We start from the raw sequence: 17,172 nt of genomic DNA on the forward strand, positions 1-17,172 counted from the left end.
ACCGCACCCGCCACCGTGGTGCCGTTGTCGGCGAGCGTCAGGCCGGCATCTACCGCGGTGTCCGCCTGGTTCTCCGTGTAAGTCCACGTATTGCCGCCACCCAGCACCGGCGCCGTGTTGCCCGGCACGGTGGTCACGCTGCTGTTGGCCAGCACGTTCGAATCCGCCGACCCATCGTTGACCCGGAAGGCGATCGTGCGGGTCGCCGTGCCCGGCGACCCCGTGCTGTCGAACGCGACGGCGCGCAGCGCGGCCTGCCACTGCGCCAGCGTGGCTGTCCCGCCCGCCGAACTCAGGCTGAGCACGCCGGTGACGCTGTCGTAGCTGCCCGCGATGTTGCCCATCGTCGAGCCGTCGTTGGTGAACAGCAGCCGGTCGTTGGCGTGGCGGTTGGCGGTGATGCTCACGCTTGCCGTAGCCAGGGTCGTGTTGTCCACGTCGGCCACGAACAGCCACGGGTTCACGGCGCGCGCCGCGGCCCCTTCGGCGTAGCTGACGCTGCTGGGCGGCCCCGACAGCACCGGCGCATCGTTGACCGCCGCCACCGTCAGCGTGCTGTCGATGCCGGCTGAGAACTCCACGCCGTCGCTGACGCTCCAGCGGACGGTGCGGGCGGCGGTGGCGGGGTCCTCGCTGGTGTTGTGGTAGGTGATCGAGCGCAGCGCCGCCTGCCACTGGGCCTGGCTGGCCGAGCCGCTCAGGCTGAGCACGCCGGTGGCCGCGTTGTAGACGCCGCTGATGCCGTTCTGGTTGGTGAACGACAGCACGTCCTGGCCGGCCACGAAGCCGGTCGTGATGCGCACGATCGCGCCCGTCATGTTGGACGAGTCGGGGTCGGTGATCGTCAGCACGCCGTTGAGCGCCACCGGCGCGCCGTTCTCGGTGTAGCTGGCCGCCGGCGTGCCCGCCAGCAGCGGGGCGACGTTGACGGTGCTGACCGACAGCGTCAGCGTGTTGGGCGTCGGGTCCAGGTCGACGCCGCCGTTGGCGGTGCCGCCGTCGTCGCGCACCTGGAAGGTGAAGCTGCTGGAGGTGGTGCCGGCAGGGGTGTACAGCAGCTGTCCGGCGCTGATCTGCGCCAGCGTGGCGGAGGCGCCCGCTGCCAGGACGACGCCGTTGAGCGTGAGGGTGCCCGCGGCCGGCAAGGTGGTGATGACCACGCTGTGCAGTCCGTGGGCCCCGGCGTCGGCGCTGTCGCGGAAGCCGAAGTCGGCCACCCCGAAGGCGTACGAGTTGCCCTGCAGCACGGTGAGGGTGCGGTCGGCGCCGGCCGGCGCGTCGTTGACTGCGACCACCGTGACGGTGCTGGTGGCGGGGTCGGAGTCGCCAGCGCCGTCGTTGACGGTGATGCCGATGGTGCGGACGGCGGTGCCCGGAGCGTCGCTGCTGTTGCGGTAGGTGACGCTGCGCAGGGCCGCCTGGTAGGCGGCGACCGAGGCGGTGCCGCTGAGCGTGAGCACGCCGGTGGCGGCGTCGTAGCTGCCGACGATGCCGGACTGGTTGGTGAACGCGAGCAGGTCCTGCCCGGCGACGAAGCCGCCGGTGATGGCGATGCGCGCGCCCTGCAGCGTCGTGTTGTCCTCGTCCGCGACGGTCAGCGCCGGATGAACCGCCGCGCCTGCGCCGTTCTCGACATAGCTCACGCCCGGGCTGCCGCCGCCGAGCACGGGCACGGCGTTGGTCGTCACCACCCGCACGGTCGAAGCCAGCGCCAGGGTGGCGGTGTTGCGATGGGGCCCGGTGCTCGAGCCGCTGTCCTGCAGCTGCGAGACGGTGACCGTGCGGTTGCCGGCGTTCGGCGCCGCCGAGGCATTGTGGTAGGTGATGCCCTCGATCAGCGCCTTGGCGTCGGCCGCGTTCAGGGCCAGCCCGCTGACCGTGACCGTCGCCGTGGTGCCGCTCACGCCCACCGTGTAGGTCACGCCCCCGACCGTGGTGCTGCCGGCGGCCAGGCCGATCGCCTGGCCGTCGATGGTCAGGACCTCGAAGGCGCCGTTGCGCACGTTGGCCACCGTCAGCGTCAACCGGCTGAGGGTCTGGCCGGCTTCGATCGTCGAAACCGTGGCGTTGCCGAACAGCGCAACGGCCGCGCCGCCTTCGGTGAACGTGGGGTTGCCGGCGGTCAGCGTGAGCGTGGGCGCGTCGTCGACCGGCGTCACGCTGACGGTGACGGTGGCCGGGTCGCTGTTGTCGCCGCCATTGGCGGCGATGAAGGTCACGGTGCGCGCCGCCGGCGACGGCGTCTCGCTGATGTTGCGGTAGGTGACCGAGCGCAGCGCGGCCTGGTAGTCGGCGACCGACGCCAGACCGGTCAGCGTCAGCGTGCCGGTGGCCGCATCCCAGCTGCCGCTGATGCCGTTCTGGTCGATGAAGGCCAGCACGTCCTCGCCGGGCTGGTAGTTGCCCGTGATCCGCACGGTGGCGCCGCTGACATTGGCCACGCCCGTGAGCGAGAGCACCGGCGCCACGGCGGTGGCGGGATCGTTCTCCACGTAGGCGATCGCCCCGGTGCCGGCGAGCACGGGCACCGGGCCCTGCACGTCCAGCGTCAGGGTGTCGACGTCCCGGACGACCACGCCGTTCATCGAGGTGACGCCGTCCGTGGTCTCCAGGGTCACGCTGGCGACCCCGACGTAGCCGGCGTCGGCCTGGTAGCTCAGCGTTGCCAGCGCGGCGTTGATCTGTGCCTGCGTGCCGCTGAAGGTCATGCTGGCGTCGGCGCTGCCGTCGCCGCCGGTGAAGACCAGGCCCGCGATCGTGCCCAGGCTCAGAGTGCCGTGCGTCGCGGTGAGCTTGACCGTGAGGTTGCCGCTGTCCGCATCGGCGACCGAGGCAGCGATGGCCAGCGGGCTGTTGTTGCGCGCCACCAGCAGCGCCGGCAGGGTGTTGACCGGCGCCATGTCGATCGCCAGGTCCTTCTGGCCGCCCAGCGAGTTGGCGGCGCCGGTGGCCGGCAGCGTCAGGTTGGCCACGTTGCCGGCGGCATCCTTGATCGTGCCGCCGTTCAGGCCGAGGGAGTTGGTGGCGACGTAGTTCAGGTCGGCGGTGGTGTCGCCCGCCTGGATGCTGTAGGAGAAGATCAGCGTGTCGCTGCCGGAGCCGCTCACGTAGCTGGCGGTGCGCAGGTTGCCGGCGGCCAGCTGGATCTGCGGCACCCCCGTGACGTAGACCTGCTCGGTGAACTTGACGCGCACGAAGATCGTGTCGCCCTCGATCCAGGTGCCGTCCAGGTTGGCGGCCGACACCAGCGTGACGGTCGGCGCCGTGACGTCGACCCCGGTCTTGAAGTTCAGCCGGTAGGCGTTGCTGATGCCCTGGTTCAGGTCGGTGAAGCCGGCATAGCGGTTGCCCGAGGCGTCCTGCAGCGCAGCGCCCTCGACCTGCAGGTAGTAGTCGGTGTTCTGCGCCAGGTCGGAGGCCGGGTTGATCGTGACCGTCCGGCCGTCGGCGCTGAAGCTGACCTGGGTGGGGTCGGCCGAGTTGATGCGCGCCACGATGGCGCCGTCGGCGCTGCGCCGCAGGATGAAGAAGCCGTTGTCGGGGAAGACCGCTTCGCTGAAGGTCAGGACGATGTCGGTCGTCTCGCGGACGTTGACCTGGTTGTCGGCCGGACTCAGCGTCGCCCCGCTCGAGCCGGTGACAGCGGTGGCCACCAGGGTCGGCGGCGTGCCGTCGTTCAGCGAGTTGGAGCCGACCGAGAAATTCCACCTGTAGGTGGTGTTCGGATCGGTGTCGTTGACGCCGGCCGGCTGGCCCGCGACCAGGATCGGGTTGCCGGCGGCGTCCAGCGCCACGTAGGTGTTGCCAGCCGTGTCCTGGAAGGCGGCGGCGTCCAGCTCGACGTAGTACGCGGTACCGGCCGGCAGGTCGAACACCGGGTTGATCGTGACCGTGTTGCCCGAAAAGCGCACCTGGTCCGCATCGTTCACGCTGATCTGGCGCACGATGGCGCCGGTCGTGGCGTTGCGGATGTAGATATAGCCCGTGCCCGGCTGCACCGCCTCGGAGAAGCGCATGAACAGGTTGGCGTTGGGCGCGATGTTGGTGGCGTTGTCGGCCGGCGTGATGCCGGTGCGCAGGTCGAGCGTGGGCGCGGTGGTGTCGGGTTGGCGCAGCACCGTGATCGTCAGGTTCTGCGTGTCCTCGCCACGCTTCCATTCGGTGGCGCCCGGATCCGAGTAGTCGCGGGCGCTGACCGTGACCTGGTAGCGGCCGTCGCCGTCGGCGTCGGTCGGCGCCGTGACGCTGGGCGTGAAGCCCGGCGCGAAGCTGAGCACGCCGGTGACCGGGTCGATCACGAACTTGGCGGCGTCGGCGCCGCCGCTGATGAAGTAGCGGACGGTGTCGCCCGGGTTCAGGTCGGTCGCCGCGACGGTGGTGATCACCGACTCGCCCTCGCCCACCTGCACGAACGCGGTCTGGCCGCCGCCATCGCTGGTGATGATGGGCGGCGAGTTGGAGGCGTTGATGACCGGCGAGAAGGCGCCCAGCTGGTCCCAGGTCAGGGTCGACTTGTTGGCCCCGACCACGCCGCCGATGTCGCCGTTCAGGGAGTTGGTCTGGGTGGCGGTCGCCAGGATGAACCGCATCGGCGAGAAGCGGTCGACCGCGATGCCGGCCGCGGGGTTGCCGGCGACGTTGGCGCGCGCGAGTTCGGCCTTGATCTCGGCAAAACTCAGGCGGAAGGACACGAAGTAGTCGGACTTGCCGCCGCCGTCGATGTCGGCGTTGCCGACCCCGGTGGCCGGCGGCTCGCTGGCCGGGCTGACCGGCGTGAAGGCGTAGTTGGACGCGTCCAGCGTGTACTGCCGGCCCGGCGCCGCCGTGTAGCTGGTCGTGCTGGGCGAGTTGTTGAGGTCGGTGCCGGGGTTGTACAGGCCGACCGTCGCGCCCTGGGAATCATCGGCGATGAGGAACAGGTCGATGTCGCCGTTCAGATCGGCATCGATGCCGATGATCCCGTAGGCGCCGAAGCGGCCCTGGCTGTTGGGCCCGCTGACGCGGAAGCGGAAGATGATGCTGTCGTCGGCTTCGGTCGCCGTGCCGCCGTCGTCGTAGGCGTAGAACAGGGTCGGGTGGTACAGGTCGCCGACCAGGTCGGTGCTGGACGCGGCCGACTGCATGTCGCCGGCCGGGTCCTGCCGGCTGCCGTACAGCAGCGGCGTCCAGCCGGCGTTGCCGGCCAGGTTGATGGTCGGCAGCAACGCCTGGTAGTTGCGGCCGTCGGCGTCGGACAGGAACGGCGTCGCCGTGACCGGTCCGGCCGTGTACTCGAACAGCCAGTTGCCGTTGCGCGCGGCGCCGCCGGTGGCATCGCGCGAAGCCGCCACGTCGGCGCCGGTGAGCTGGCCGAGGCGGTCGACATAGTCCTCGCCGGCCGCGCCAGCCGCGACATCGCAGCCGTACAGGAGCAGGTCGCCCGAGGCGGTGAGGCGGGCGCCGATGGCGGCCAGGTCGGTGGCGCGGCCTTCCAGCTGGGCCGCATCCAGGTTGGTGCTGCCCAGGCGGATGAAGCCGGGGGCGCCATGGCTGACGATATGCAGCGCGTCGGCCGGCCGGCCGTCGGCGGCCAGCGCCTGCCGGATCTGGGCCAGGCCATCGGCGGCCGGATCGAGCAGCAGCACCTGCAGGCCCGGGCGCGCCTGCGCGGCCAGGGCGGCGGCATCCGGCACCCGGCCGTCGATGATCAGCCACTCGACCGAAGTCGGGGTGGCAGCGGCGATCGGCGCATCCAGCGCCAGCTGTGCCAGCGCCGCCAATTCAGGAGAAAGCTCGGCCGCCGGGTAGGCCCGCGAGGCAGCGTCGGCCGCTTGCACTGCCTGGACTGCGTCCAGGGCGCCGGGCAAGGCGGCGGCGGTATCGACCAGCGCGCCATCGAACAGGACGCGCGGCTCCAGGGCGAGAAGCCGGCTGCGCCGCTTCGTCGGCACCTTCTTCGACATGCTTACACTCCTCTTGGGACCGGCCGATCCCCTCCGCTCGATATTGCAACCAAAAGAAACATTCGGCAATGTTTTGAAACAATTATCCGCCAGGCGCCCCTCCCGGGGCGAAGGACGGCTGGGTCGCCGGTCCGCCTGGCACGATGGGATCCATCAATGCCCGCGTACACATTCGAAGCACTGGACGCCCAAGGCACGACCCGGCGCGGCATCCTGGAAGCCGATACCGCCAAGGCAGCCCGCGGGCAGCTGCGCTCGCAGGCGCTGATTCCGCTGCAGGTGCGGCCGGTGGAAGCGGGCGCCGGCGGCGGGGTGCTGCGCCGCGGCCGGCGGGTGTTCAGCGACACCCAGCTCGCGATCTGGACGCGCCAGCTGGCCGGGCTGGTCAGTTCGGGGCTGCAGCTGGAGCGAGCGCTCACCGCCCTGGCCGACGAAGCCCCCGCCGAGGCCGAACGCAACCTGGTGGCGACTTTGCGGGCGGAGGTGAACGCGGGGGCGACCTTCGCCTCGGCGCTGGCCCATTTCCCGCGTGATTTTTCCGACATCTACATCGCCGTGGTCAGCGCCGGCGAGCAGAGCGGACACCTGGGCATGGTGCTGGAGCGGCTGGCCGACGAGCTGGAGAACCGGCAGGCGCTCAGGGCCAAGCTGACCGGCGCCGCCCTGTACCCGGCCATCGTTACGGCGGTCGCCCTGGCGATCGTCATCTTCCTCGTGACCTATGTCGTGCCCCAGGTCGCCAATGTGTTCGCCGGCACCAAGCGCGCGCTGCCGCTGCTCACGGTGGCGATGCTGGGGCTGAGCGCCTTCGTCCGCGAGTGGGGCTGGATCGTCGGGGTGCTGCTGCTGGGCTTGGGACTTGTCCTGCGCGCCATGCTCAAGAACGAGGCCTTTCGTGAACAATTCGACGCAGCCTGGCTCTCGCTGCCGGTTCTGGGTCCGCTGTCCCGCGGCTACAACAGCGCGCAGTTCGGCAATACGCTGGCCATGCTCAGCGCCGCCGGGGTTCCGATCCTGCGGGCCCTGCAGGCGGCCGCCGAGACCCTGAACAACCGCGCCATGCGGGCCGACGCCATGGACGCGCTGGTGCTGGTGCGCGAGGGCGCGCCGCTGGCCTCGGCGCTGGCCCAGAAGAAGCGCTTCCCGGGTTTGCTGTCGATGTTCGCCCGGCTGGGCGAGCAGACCGGCCAGTTGCCGGTGATGCTGCAGCGCGCCGCCAACCAGCTCGGCAACGAGGTCCAGCGGCGCGCCATGCAACTGGCCACCGTGCTGGAGCCGCTGCTGATCGTGGGGATGGGGTTGGTGGTGATGCTGATCGTGCTGGCGGTGCTGATGCCCATCATCCAGCTCAACCAGTTGGTGCGTTGACGACCAAGCGGAGGGGACCTTGAGCGTGTTCTCGGACGACCGGCTGGTCGTCGCCATCTCGTCGCGGGCGCTGTTCAACTTCGAGGAGGAGAACCGCATCTTCGAAGGCGGCGACGCCCAGGCCTACATGACCCTGCAGCTGCAGCGGCTGGAGCAGCCGGCGCGGCCCGGCATCGCCTTCTCGCTGATCCAGAAGCTGCTGGCCTTCAACGACACCACCGCCCAGCGGGTCGAGGTGGTGATCCTGTCGCGCAACGACCCGGTCTCGGGGATGCGCATCTTCCGCTCGGGCAACGCCAACCGCATCAAGCTCGAGCGCGGCGTGTTCACCCAGGGGCGCTCGCCCTTTCGCTACCTCAAGCCGCTGCGCGCGCACCTGTTCCTGTCGGCCAACGCCGACGACGTGCGCGAGGCGCTGGCGGCGGGCTTTCCGGCGGCGCGCGTGATCACCGAGTCGGTGCAGGCCGGCGACAACTACCCGAACGAGGTGCGCATCGCCTTCGACGGCGACGCGGTGCTGTTCTCCGACGAGGCCGAGCGGGTGTACCAGAGCGAGGGGCTGGATGCCTTCCAGCAGCACGAGTCGAGCAAGGCCCTGCAGCCGCTGCCCGACGGGCCCTTCAAGCCGCTGCTGGCCGCGCTGCACCGGCTGCAGGCGGCCGGCACGCCGGCGATGAAGATCCGCACCGCGCTGGTCACCGCCCGCAGCGCGCCGGCCCACGAGCGCGCCATCCGCACCCTGATGCAGTGGAACATCCACGTCGACGAGGCGATGTTCCTGGGCGGCCTGCCCAAGGGCGAGTTCCTGCGCGAGTTCGAGCCCGACTTCTTCTTCGACGACCAGACCCGGCACGTGGCCCATGCGGCGCAGCACGTGCCGTCCGGCCACGTCGCCGGCGGCATCACCAACGAGGGCTGAGGAGCACCGGCGGCGCGGCTTTCAGGCCGGCGCCCGGCCCCGCGCTTCGCGCCGCGCGATCCACACCGTGGAGGCGCAGATCACCGCGCCGCCGGCCAGGGTCCAGCGGCTGGGCAGGTCGGCGAACACCAGCCAGCCCAGCAGGGTGGCCCAGACCAGGTCGAGGAACTTGACCGACTGCGTCGCCGAAATGTCGGCCACGCTGTACGAGCGCGCCAGGCAGTAGTGGCCGGTGCTGCCCAGCAGCCCGCAGGCGACGAACAGCAGCCACTGCAGCAGACTCGGCCAGCTCCAGTGCAGCAGCGCCAGCGGCAGGCTGAATGCGGTCACGCTGATCGCCTGCCAGGCGACGATGACCTCGGGCCGCTCGTAGCGCGTGAGCGCCTTGGTGATCAGGAACGAAGCGGCGAAGACCGGCGAGGAAGCCAGCATCACCAGTGCATACCAGCCGCCGCTGCCCGTGAACTGCGGCGCGACCACCGTCAGCACGCCGGCGAAACCCACCAGCGCGGCAGCCCAGCGTTCCCAGCGCATCGGCTCCTTGAACAGCAGCACCGCGCCGACCATGATGAAGATCGGCGTGGTGAAGCCGATTGCCGTGGTGTCGGCCAGGGTGATGTGCGGCACCGCGATGAACCACAGGCACAGCCCGGCGGTGTGCACGGCGCCGCGACTGAACTGGCCGCCCACGTTCTTCGGCCGCCAGGCCCGCCAGCCGCCGCGCGCCACCAACGGCAGCATCACGCCCAACCCGGCCAGGTAGCGCAGGAACTGGGTCTGGAACGGATCGAGCTGCATCGCCAGCTTGCGCATCAGCGTGTTCAGCAGCACGAACAGGACGCCGGCGGTTGTGGACCACAGCAGCCCCTGCAAGGCCGGCGGCAGGCGCTGCGCGCGCCGGTGCGCGAGCCAGGCGCGGCGCACCCAGGGGTTGCGCTGCCAGGCGCCGGCCCAGCCTTCAGCCGGCATGCGGGGTCTCCATGGCGGCAACTATAGATCGCGCCGCTTGCTACAGTGGCGCGGTCTTCAGGGCGGGGTGGAACTCCCCACCGGCGGTAGGCAGCGCGAGCTGCGAGCCCGCGAGCGCCCGCAGTCGCCCTTGCGACTGCGGGGTCAGCAGACCCAGTCCAATGCTGGGGCCGACGGTCAAAGTCCGGATGAAAGAAGATTCGCGGTGCCTTTGCGGCGCCCGCGATGCGCTGCCGCGCGGCCGTTGGCCGGGCGGCCGCATTCTTGGCCTTGAAGCGTTTTTGTTCTCAACCGACAGGAGCGTTTCATGACGATCGACACCCCCTTGCCCACGGCTTGCGTGCTCGCCATCGAGTTCGCGCCGCTGCCGGCGATCCTGGATGCCGTGCGCGCCGGGCGGCCCGTGCTGGTCCTCGACGATGCCGGCCGCGAAAACGAAGCCGACCTGATCTGCGCGGCCGAAGGCATCACCCCGGACGTGATGGCGATGATGATCCGGGACGGCAGCGGCATCGTCTGCCTGTGCCTGCCACCCGACAGGGCCACTGCCTTGCAGCTGCGGCCGATGGTGGAGGTCAACCGATCGCGATACGCCACCGCATTCACGCAATCCATCGAGGCGGCGCACGGGGTGGGCACGGGCGTGTCGGCGGCCGACCGGGTCCAGACCGTCCGGTGCGCCCTGCGCTCCACGCCGTCGAACATCGAAGGCGTCTCGCCCGGCCACGTGTTCCCGCTGGTGGCCCGGGCCGGGGGCGTGCTGGAGCGCCGGGGCCACACCGAGGCGGCGGTCGACCTGGCCGCGCTCGCAGGTTTGTCGCCTGCCGGCGTGCTGTGCGAACTGATGAACCCGGACGGCAGCATGGCCCGCGGACCGCAAGTCGCCGCCTATGCCCGCCGCCACGGTCTCGTTTGCACGTCCGTCGAAGCGATCGCCAAATTCCGCGAACGGCGGGCCGCGCAGGCTTGAAAGCGGCGCCCGAACCCTTATCATTAGCACTCGCTGGAGATGAGTGCTAACAGATGGGCTGCGCTCGCTCCACGTTAAGTTAATTGGCGCTAACTTTCTGTTGGCGCTTTTTGATGTCCAACCTAGAAGCTTTCCTCGAAGGAGATGCAATGAAACTTCGTCCTCTGCACGACCGCGTGATCGTCAAGCGCCTGGAAAACGAGACCAAGACCGCCTCGGGCATCGTGATCCCGGACAACGCCGCCGAGAAGCCCGACCAGGGTGAGGTGCTGGCTGTCGGCCCCGGCCGCAAGAACGACAAGGGTGAGCTGTCGCCCGTGGGCGTGAAGGTCGGCGACCGCGTGCTGTTCGGCAAGTACAGCGGCCAGACCGTCAAGGTCGAAGGCGACGAGCTGCTCGTCATGAAGGAAGAAGACCTGTTCGCGGTCGTCGAGTCGTCCAAGTGATCTTGTGGGGACAGACCAGCTCCGCTGCTCTGCCCCCAACTGACTAGGTAAGTCATCCCCCTTTTTTCGGAGTCAATCAAATGGCAGCAAAAGACGTAGTGTTCGGCGGCGAAGCCCGCGCGCGCATGGTCGAAGGCGTGAACATCCTGGCCAACGCGGTCAAGGTGACCCTGGGCCCGAAGGGCCGCAACGTGGTGCTCGAGCGCTCCTTCGGCGCCCCCACCGTGACCAAGGACGGCGTGTCCGTGGCCAAGGAAATCGAGCTCAAGGACAAGCTCCAGAACATGGGCGCGCAGATGGTCAAGGAAGTCGCTTCCAAGACCAGCGACAACGCCGGTGACGGCACCACCACCGCCACCGTGCTGGCCCAGGCCATCATCCGCGAAGGCATGAAGTACGTGGCCGCCGGCATGAACCCGATGGACCTCAAGCGCGGCATCGACAAGGCCGTGCTGCAGCTGACCGAGCAGCTCAAGAAGGCGTCCAAGCCGACCACCACCTCCAAGGAAATCGCCCAGGTCGGCTCGATCTCGGCCAACAGCGACGAGTCGATCGGCAAGATCATCGCCGACGCGATGGACAAGGTCGGCAAGGAAGGCGTCATCACGGTCGAGGACGGCAAGAGCCTGGACAACGAGCTGGACGTGGTCGAAGGCATGCAGTTCGACCGTGGCTACCTGTCGCCCTACTTCATCAACAACCCCGAAAAGCAGAGCGCGCTGCTCGATAACCCGTTCGTCCTGCTGTACGACAAGAAGGTCAGCAACATCCGCGACCTGCTGCCCACGCTGGAGCAGGTGGCCAAGGCCTCGCGCCCGCTGCTGATCGTGGCCGAGGAAGTCGAAGGCGAGGCGCTGGCCACCCTGGTGGTCAACACCATCCGCGGCATCCTGAAGGTCGTGGCCGTCAAGGCGCCGGGCTTCGGTGACCGCCGCAAGGCCATGCTGGAAGACATCGCCATCCTGACCGGCGGCAAGGTGATCTCCGAAGAGACCGGCATGACCCTGGAGAAGGTCACGCTGGCCGACCTGGGCCAGGCCAAGCGCATCGAAGTGGGCAAGGAAAACACCACCATCATCGACGGCGCCGGCGCCGCTGCCGACATCGAAGCGCGCGTCAAGCAGATCCGCGTGCAGATCGAGGAAGCCACCAGCGACTACGACCGCGAGAAGCTGCAGGAGCGCGTGGCCAAGCTGGCCGGCGGCGTGGCGGTGATCAAGGTCGGTGCCGCTACCGAAGTCGAGATGAAGGAGAAGAAGGCCCGCGTGGAAGACGCGCTGCACGCCACCCGCGCTGCCGTGGAAGAAGGCATCGTGGCCGGCGGCGGCGTGGCGCTGCTGCGCGCCCGCCAGGCCATCGGCGAGATCAAGGGCGACAACCACGACCAGGACGCCGGCATCAAGCTGGTGCTCAAGGCGGTGGAAGCCCCGCTGCGCGAGATCGTCGCCAACGCCGGCGACGAGCCCAGCGTGGTGGTGAACGCGGTGCTGGCCGGCAAGGGCAACTACGGCTTCAATGCCCAGAACGGCCAGTACGGCGACATGATCGAGATGGGCATCCTGGACCCGACCAAGGTGACCCGCACCGCGCTGCAGAACGCCGCGTCGGTCGCGTCGCTGATGCTCACCACCGAAGCCATGGTCGCCGAGGCCCCGAAGGACGAGGCCCCGGCCATGCCCGGCGGCGGCATGGGTGGCATGGGTGGCATGGGCGGCATGGACATGTAAGTCCATGCACCCGAAGAGCGCTGGCGCGTTCTTCGGGTGCCCCAGCCAGATGCAAGAGGCCGGAGTGATCCGGCCTTTTTCATGGGGGTTTCGCGCCGCATGCTTTTCGGCGCGAACCGAAAATCAAAACGCCCGCTGCAGCGGGCGTTTTGTCTTGGTGCGTGGGGACTCAGACCCCGGGCGGAATCCCCAGCGGGTCGTTGCGCGGCTGCTCGGGGCCTTCGCCATAGGGGTTCGGCGGGCCGCTCGGCTGGACCGCCCAGTACAGCAGGATGATCCAGCCGATGAAGGGCACCAGCCACAGCAACTGCAGCCAGCCCGACTTGTTGATGTCGTGCAGCCGGCGCGCGCCGACCGCGAGCGATGGCAGCAGCAGCGCCAGCCCGACCAGCGCATTGAGCAGCTCGCTGACGATGGACGCGGCCACGCTCACCAGCACGTAACCGAGCACGAACCACCAGTACTCCGCGCGGCCGGCTCGGCCCTCGAAGGTGGCGTACTTGCGCAGGCAGGTCTTGATTGCCTCGACGAAATCCATTCTTTCCCTCCTGCGGGCACCGGCCCGCGCCCGAATCATAGGGCGTAGGAAAAAGGGGCTGGGTTCGTGCGCGGCCGCCGCGAAACCGGCTTGGCCGGGCCGCTGGTGGCGCCCCTTGAGGAGAGGCGCCGAAGGCGCTTGGCGGTGGCCCTTTCAATTCAGGCGCGCAGCCGCCGCACCAGGGCGGCGGTGGAAGCATCCAGCCCTGCCAAGTCGCCGGAAGCCAGCCGCGGGGCGATGTCCCGGGCCAGCACCTTGCCCAGCTCGACGCCCCACTGGTCGAAGCTGTTGATGCCCCAGATGGCACCGGCGCAGAACACGCGGTGCTCGTACAGCGCGATCAGCGCGCCCAGGCTTTGCGGATCGAGCCGGTCCAGCAGCAGCAGCGTGCTCGGCCGGTTGCCAGGGAAGTGCTTGTGCCCGCCGGGGTCGTCCTTGCCCAGCATCAGCGCCGCCGCCTGCGCCAGCACGTTGGCCAGCAACTGGGGATGGTGCTCCGCCAGGCCGTGCGCCGGCGTCTTGACGGCGATGAACTCCACCGGCACCACATCCGTGCCCTGGTGCAACATCTGGAAGTAGGCATGCTGGCCATTGGTGCCCGGCTCGCCCCAGACCACCGGCGAGGTCGCATAGGGCAGCACCCGGCCCTGCCGGTCCACCCGCTTGCCGTTGCTTTCCATCTCCAGTTGCTGCAGGTAGGCCGGCAGCCGGCGCAGCGCGCTGTGGTACGGCGCGACGCTGCGGCTGCCGAAGCCGTGGAAGTCGCGGTACCAGACATCCAGCAGCGCCAGCCGCACCGGCAGGTTGCGCTCCAGTGGCTCGCTGCGGAAGTGCCGGTCCATCGCGTGCGCGCCCGCCAGCAGCTCGCGAAAGCGCTGCGCGCCGACGGCGATGGCGATCGGCAGCCCGATGGCCGACCACATGGAATAGCGGCCGCCGACCCAGTCCCGGAAGCCGAACGTGCGCTCGATGCCGAACTCGGCCGCCGCCTGCACGTGGGTGGTGAGCGCGGCGAAGTGCCGGGCCACGTCGGTGCCGCCCCGTTGCACGAACCACTGCCGCGCCGAGCGCGCATTGGTCATGGTCTCCAGGGTGGTGAAGGTCTTGGAGGCGACCAAGAACAGCGTGTTCGCCGCTTTCAGCCCGCGCAGCACGCCGGCCAGTTCGTGGCCATCGATGTTGGAGACGAAATGGAAGCGCTTGTCGGGCGCGACGAACTCGTCCAGCGCGAGCGTCGCCATCTGCGGCCCGAGGTCGGAGCCGCCGATGCCGATGTTGACGATGTCGGTGATCTGCCCGTCGGCCCGCACCGACTCGGCGAAGGCGAGCATTGCCTCGAGCGTTTCGTGCACCTGCGCCAGTTCGCTTGCCAGCCCCGGCGGCACCGCCTCGTCGCGAGGCGCGCGCAGCAGGAAGTGCATCACCTGCCGGCCTTCGGTGGCGTTGATGGCCTCGCCGGCGAACATGGCGTCGCGCTGGGCCTCCAGCCGGCACTCGCGCGCCAGCTGCAACAGCAGGCGCTCGCCTTCGGCGGCAAGCAGGTTCTTCGACAGGTCGGCGAAAACGTGCGGCGCCTGCAGGCTGAAGGCTTCGACCCGGCCGGGGTCGGCCGCCAGGGCGCGGCGGACGTCGAAGCGCCGGCCCTCGCCCTCGAAGTGCTGCCGCAGCGCCGGCCAGGCCGCGGTCTCGTCACAGCGGGGCGGCAGCGGCGCGGCCATGCTCAGGCCTCCTTCATCAGCTTTTCGAGCTTGATGGCATCGGCGGCAAAGGCCCGGATGCCCTCGGCCAGCTTCTCGGTGGCCATGGCGTCCTCGTTGAGCGCGTAGCGGAAGCCCGCTTCGTCGTAGTTGACCGGCTGCAGGTCCATGCGGCGCGCCTGCTCGGGGTCGAGCGCGCGCTCGACCGGCGCATCGGAGGTGGCCAGCTGCGCCATCAACTCGGGGCTGATGGTCAGCAGGTCGCAGCCGGCCAACGCCAGGATCTGGCCGGTGTTGCGGAAACTCGCGCCCATCACCTCGGTGCGGATGCCGAAGTGCTTGAAGTGCAGCCAGATCTGCCGCACCGACTGCACGCCCGGATCATGGGCGCCGGCGTTCGCGGCTTCGTCCCAGGCGGCGCCCGCGCTCTTCCTGTACCAGTCGTAGATGCGGCCGACGAAGGGCGAGATCAGCTGCACCTTGGCCTGCCCGCAAGCGACGGCCTGGCAGAACGAGAACAGCAAGGTCAGGTTGGTGCGGATGCCGCGCTGTTCCAGCCGCTGCGCCGCCTGGATGCCCTCCCAGGTCGCCGCCACCTTGATCAGCACGCGTTCGACCGGCACGCCTTCGGCCTGGTAGAGCTCGATGATGCGCTCGGCCCGCGTGAACGTGGCGTTGGTGTCGAAGCTCAGCCGCGCATCGACCTCGGTCGATACCCGACCCGGGATCAGCGACAGGATCTCACGGCCGAAGCGCACCAGCAGCCGGTCCATGGTTTCGTCGAGCGGCTTGCCGCGGAACTTCGCCATGGTCTCCTTCAGCAGCGGCGCGTAGTCGGGCTTTTGCACCGCCTTGAGGATGAGCGACGGATTGGTGGTCGCGTCCTGCGGGTGAAACTGCGCGAGCTGCCGGAAGTCGCCCGTGTCGGCGACCACCGTGGTGAACTGCTTGAGGGCTTCCAGTTGGTTCATGCGGGGAATTATGGGCTTTGGGGTGCTCGACCATGGGCTCGCGCGCCACTGAGCCGGGCGACAGCGCGCCGCTGCCGGCGCCAACGCCATTAAAGTAGCTGCTCCACCGCACCGTTCCTTCATGAGCTTCGACCTCGTCCTTTTCGGCGGCACCGGCGACCTGGTCTGGCGCAAGCTGATGCCGGCGTTGTTCCAGGCGTTCCGGCACGGCACGCTGCCGCGCGACGGCCGCATCATCGGCGTCGCCCGCGACGGCCTCAGCGACGAGCAATATCGCCGGCTCATCGAGGACCGGTTTGCCCGCGTCGAGCTCGACAAGCGGCCCGGCCCCGACGAGTTCGGCCGTTTCGCCCAGATGCTGCACTACCAGCGGCTCGACCTGTCGCGGCCGGAAGACTACGGCGCGCTGAAGGAGCGCCTGCAGCAACGCCACGCGGACACCGTGGTGATGTACCTGGCCACCTCGCCCGCGCTGTTCACCACCGTGTGCGAGCAACTGGCGGCGGCGGGGCTGAACACGCCGGCCACCCGCATCGTGCTGGAAAAGCCGCTGGGCCACGACCTGGCGTCCAACCGCGCGATCAACGACACGGTGCGGCATGCCTTCGCCGAGCAGCAGATCTTCCGCATCGACCATTACCTGGGCAAGCCGTCGGTGCAGAACCTGTTCGCCCTGCGCTTCGGCAATGCGCTGTTCGAGCCGCTGTGGCGGCGCGAGACCATCGCCAACATCCAGGTCACCATCGCCGAGGACCTCGGCGTGGAAAAGCGCGGCGCCTTCTACGACAGCACCGGCGCCCTGCGCGACATGGTGCAGAACCATGCGCTGCAACTGGTCTGCGCGCTGGCGATGGAGCCGCCGATCAGCTCGGATGCCGACGCGATCCGGGACGAAAAGCTCAAGGTGCTGCGATCGCTGCGGCCCTGGACCGGCGAGTCGATCGGCCAGCAGGCGGTGCGCGGGCAGTACGGCACCGGCACGGTGCGCGGCGAACCCGTGCGCGCCTACCGCCAGGAGGCCGGGGTGGCGCCGGACAGCACCACCGAGACTTTCGTGGCGCTGCGCACGGAGATCGCCAACTGGCGCTGGGCCGGCGTGCCCTTTTTCATCCGCACCGGCAAGCGGCTGGCGGCGCGCGACGCGCACATCGTGATCAACTTCCGGCCGGCGCCGCATGCCATCTACCGCGCGCCGCTGGGCGCGGCCAACCGGCTGGTGATCAACCTGCAGCCGCGCGACGGGCTGGAGCTGCACCTGCTGGCCCAGGGCCAGCAGCAGGGGCGGCCGCTGCAGGCGCAGCCGCTGGTGCCGGTGCACCTGAACCTGGACTTCGACCAACGCTTCGGCTCGCAGCGCGTGGGCGCCTACGAGCGCCTGCTGCTGGACGTGATCGACGGCCGGCTCAACTTGTTCGTGCGCAGCGACGAACAGGAAGCCGCCTGGCGCTGGGTCGAGCCGTTGCTGGATGCCTGGGCCGGCAACGAAGCCGGGCTGCGCGCCTACGCGGCCGGCAGTTGGGGGCCCAGCGCGGCCAGCGCGATGATCGCGCGCGACGGGTTCTGCTGGAGCGAGGAGCAGTAGGCCGTTCGCACCGCCAAGCCGCGGTGCAGGCGGGGGCGGCGGC

At 69.5% G+C, this 17,172-nt stretch carries 11 protein-coding genes and 1 riboswitch (1 of these 12 running past the window's edge); of the genes, 6 read left to right on the forward strand and 5 right to left on the reverse strand.

Annotated features, from left to right (window positions below; genetic code table 11):
* On the reverse strand, positions 1-5,942 hold the 5' portion of the coding sequence (locus PE066_RS09710; RefSeq protein ID WP_271236344.1) for a DUF4347 domain-containing protein. 8,074 nt of this gene lie to the left of the window's left edge; 5,942 of the gene's 14,016 nt are visible here — the first part of the coding sequence; the start codon lies at positions 5,940-5,942; the stop codon falls past the left edge of the window.
* A gap of 156 nt (positions 5,943-6,098) precedes the next feature.
* Here PE066_RS09710 and gspF point away from each other — a divergent pair, with 156 nt between their 5' ends.
* Together gspF and PE066_RS09720 are read left to right on the forward strand one after the other, a co-directional pair.
* Positions 6,099-7,310 carry a type II secretion system inner membrane protein GspF gene (gene gspF, locus PE066_RS09715; protein ID WP_271236345.1) on the forward strand — a complete coding sequence of 404 codons (1,212 nt, stop codon included), beginning with the start codon at positions 6,099-6,101 and terminating at the stop codon, positions 7,308-7,310.
* A gap of 19 nt (positions 7,311-7,329) precedes the next feature.
* Positions 7,330-8,229, forward strand: a complete 900-nt coding sequence (locus PE066_RS09720; RefSeq protein ID WP_271236346.1) for a 5'-nucleotidase — start codon at positions 7,330-7,332, stop codon at positions 8,227-8,229.
* Positions 8,230-8,250: 21 nt separating this feature from the next.
* Here PE066_RS09720 and PE066_RS09725 read toward each other — a convergent pair whose 3' ends face one another.
* A complete protein-coding gene (locus tag PE066_RS09725) occupies positions 8,251-9,198 on the reverse strand; it encodes a DMT family transporter (RefSeq protein ID WP_271236347.1) in 948 nt (315 codons plus the stop codon).
* Positions 9,199-9,247: 49 nt separating this feature from the next.
* A riboswitch (FMN riboswitch) is annotated at positions 9,248-9,402 on the forward strand.
* A 103-nt stretch (positions 9,403-9,505) separates the two neighbouring features.
* On the opposite strand from PE066_RS09725, the gene ribB reads away from it, so the two are divergent.
* From ribB to groL, 3 genes are all read left to right on the forward strand, one after another.
* Positions 9,506-10,168, forward strand: a complete 663-nt coding sequence (gene ribB, locus PE066_RS09730; protein ID WP_271236348.1) for a 3,4-dihydroxy-2-butanone-4-phosphate synthase — start codon at positions 9,506-9,508, stop codon at positions 10,166-10,168.
* Positions 10,169-10,317: 149 nt separating this feature from the next.
* Complete coding sequence (locus tag PE066_RS09735) at positions 10,318-10,614, forward strand: co-chaperone GroES (RefSeq protein ID WP_271236349.1); 297 nt, start codon at positions 10,318-10,320, stop codon at positions 10,612-10,614.
* An 80-nt stretch (positions 10,615-10,694) separates the two neighbouring features.
* Positions 10,695-12,341, forward strand: coding sequence for a chaperonin GroEL (groL, locus tag PE066_RS09740; RefSeq protein ID WP_271236350.1), 1,647 nt, complete (start codon positions 10,695-10,697; stop codon positions 12,339-12,341).
* Positions 12,342-12,510: 169 nt separating this feature from the next.
* Here the strand turns inward: groL and PE066_RS09745 are convergent, their stop codons facing one another.
* The 3 genes from PE066_RS09745 to tal all read right to left on the reverse strand — a co-directional run bounded on the left by PE066_RS09745 (position 12,511) and on the right by tal (position 15,547).
* Positions 12,511-12,879: a DUF805 domain-containing protein gene (locus PE066_RS09745; protein ID WP_271236351.1), complete on the reverse strand. Its 369-nt coding sequence runs from the start codon at positions 12,877-12,879 to the stop codon at positions 12,511-12,513.
* A 158-nt stretch (positions 12,880-13,037) separates the two neighbouring features.
* Positions 13,038-14,597, reverse strand: coding sequence for a glucose-6-phosphate isomerase (pgi, locus tag PE066_RS09750; RefSeq protein WP_271236352.1), 1,560 nt, complete (start codon positions 14,595-14,597; stop codon positions 13,038-13,040).
* Between the two features lie 2 nt (positions 14,598-14,599).
* Positions 14,600-15,547: a transaldolase gene (tal, locus tag PE066_RS09755; protein ID WP_271236353.1), complete on the reverse strand. Its 948-nt coding sequence runs from the start codon at positions 15,545-15,547 to the stop codon at positions 14,600-14,602.
* Between the two features lie 121 nt (positions 15,548-15,668).
* On the opposite strand from tal, the gene zwf reads away from it, so the two are divergent.
* Positions 15,669-17,129 carry a glucose-6-phosphate dehydrogenase gene (gene zwf, locus PE066_RS09760; RefSeq protein ID WP_271236354.1) on the forward strand — a complete coding sequence of 487 codons (1,461 nt, stop codon included), beginning with the start codon at positions 15,669-15,671 and terminating at the stop codon, positions 17,127-17,129.
* The last annotated feature ends 43 nt before the right edge of the window (positions 17,130-17,172 follow it).

This window comes from Ramlibacter tataouinensis, from assembly GCF_027941915.1.
Classification (GTDB): domain Bacteria; phylum Pseudomonadota; class Gammaproteobacteria; order Burkholderiales; family Burkholderiaceae_C; genus Ramlibacter; species Ramlibacter tataouinensis_C.

Coding starts and splice junctions, on each gene's coding strand:
- pgi (WP_271236352.1), bottom strand. CDS start 14,597: ATGGCCGCGCCGCTGCCGCCCCGCTGTGACGAGACCGCGGCCTGGCCG.
- ribB (WP_271236348.1), top strand. CDS start 9,506: ATGACGATCGACACCCCCTTGCCCACGGCTTGCGTGCTCGCCATCGAG.
- groL (WP_271236350.1), top strand. CDS start 10,695: ATGGCAGCAAAAGACGTAGTGTTCGGCGGCGAAGCCCGCGCGCGCATG.
- tal (WP_271236353.1), bottom strand. CDS start 15,547: ATGAACCAACTGGAAGCCCTCAAGCAGTTCACCACGGTGGTCGCCGAC.
- PE066_RS09725 (WP_271236347.1), bottom strand. CDS start 9,198: ATGCCGGCTGAAGGCTGGGCCGGCGCCTGGCAGCGCAACCCCTGGGTG.
- gspF (WP_271236345.1), top strand. CDS start 6,099: ATGCCCGCGTACACATTCGAAGCACTGGACGCCCAAGGCACGACCCGG.
- PE066_RS09745 (WP_271236351.1), bottom strand. CDS start 12,879: ATGGATTTCGTCGAGGCAATCAAGACCTGCCTGCGCAAGTACGCCACC.
- PE066_RS09735 (WP_271236349.1), top strand. CDS start 10,318: ATGAAACTTCGTCCTCTGCACGACCGCGTGATCGTCAAGCGCCTGGAA.
- zwf (WP_271236354.1), top strand. CDS start 15,669: ATGAGCTTCGACCTCGTCCTTTTCGGCGGCACCGGCGACCTGGTCTGG.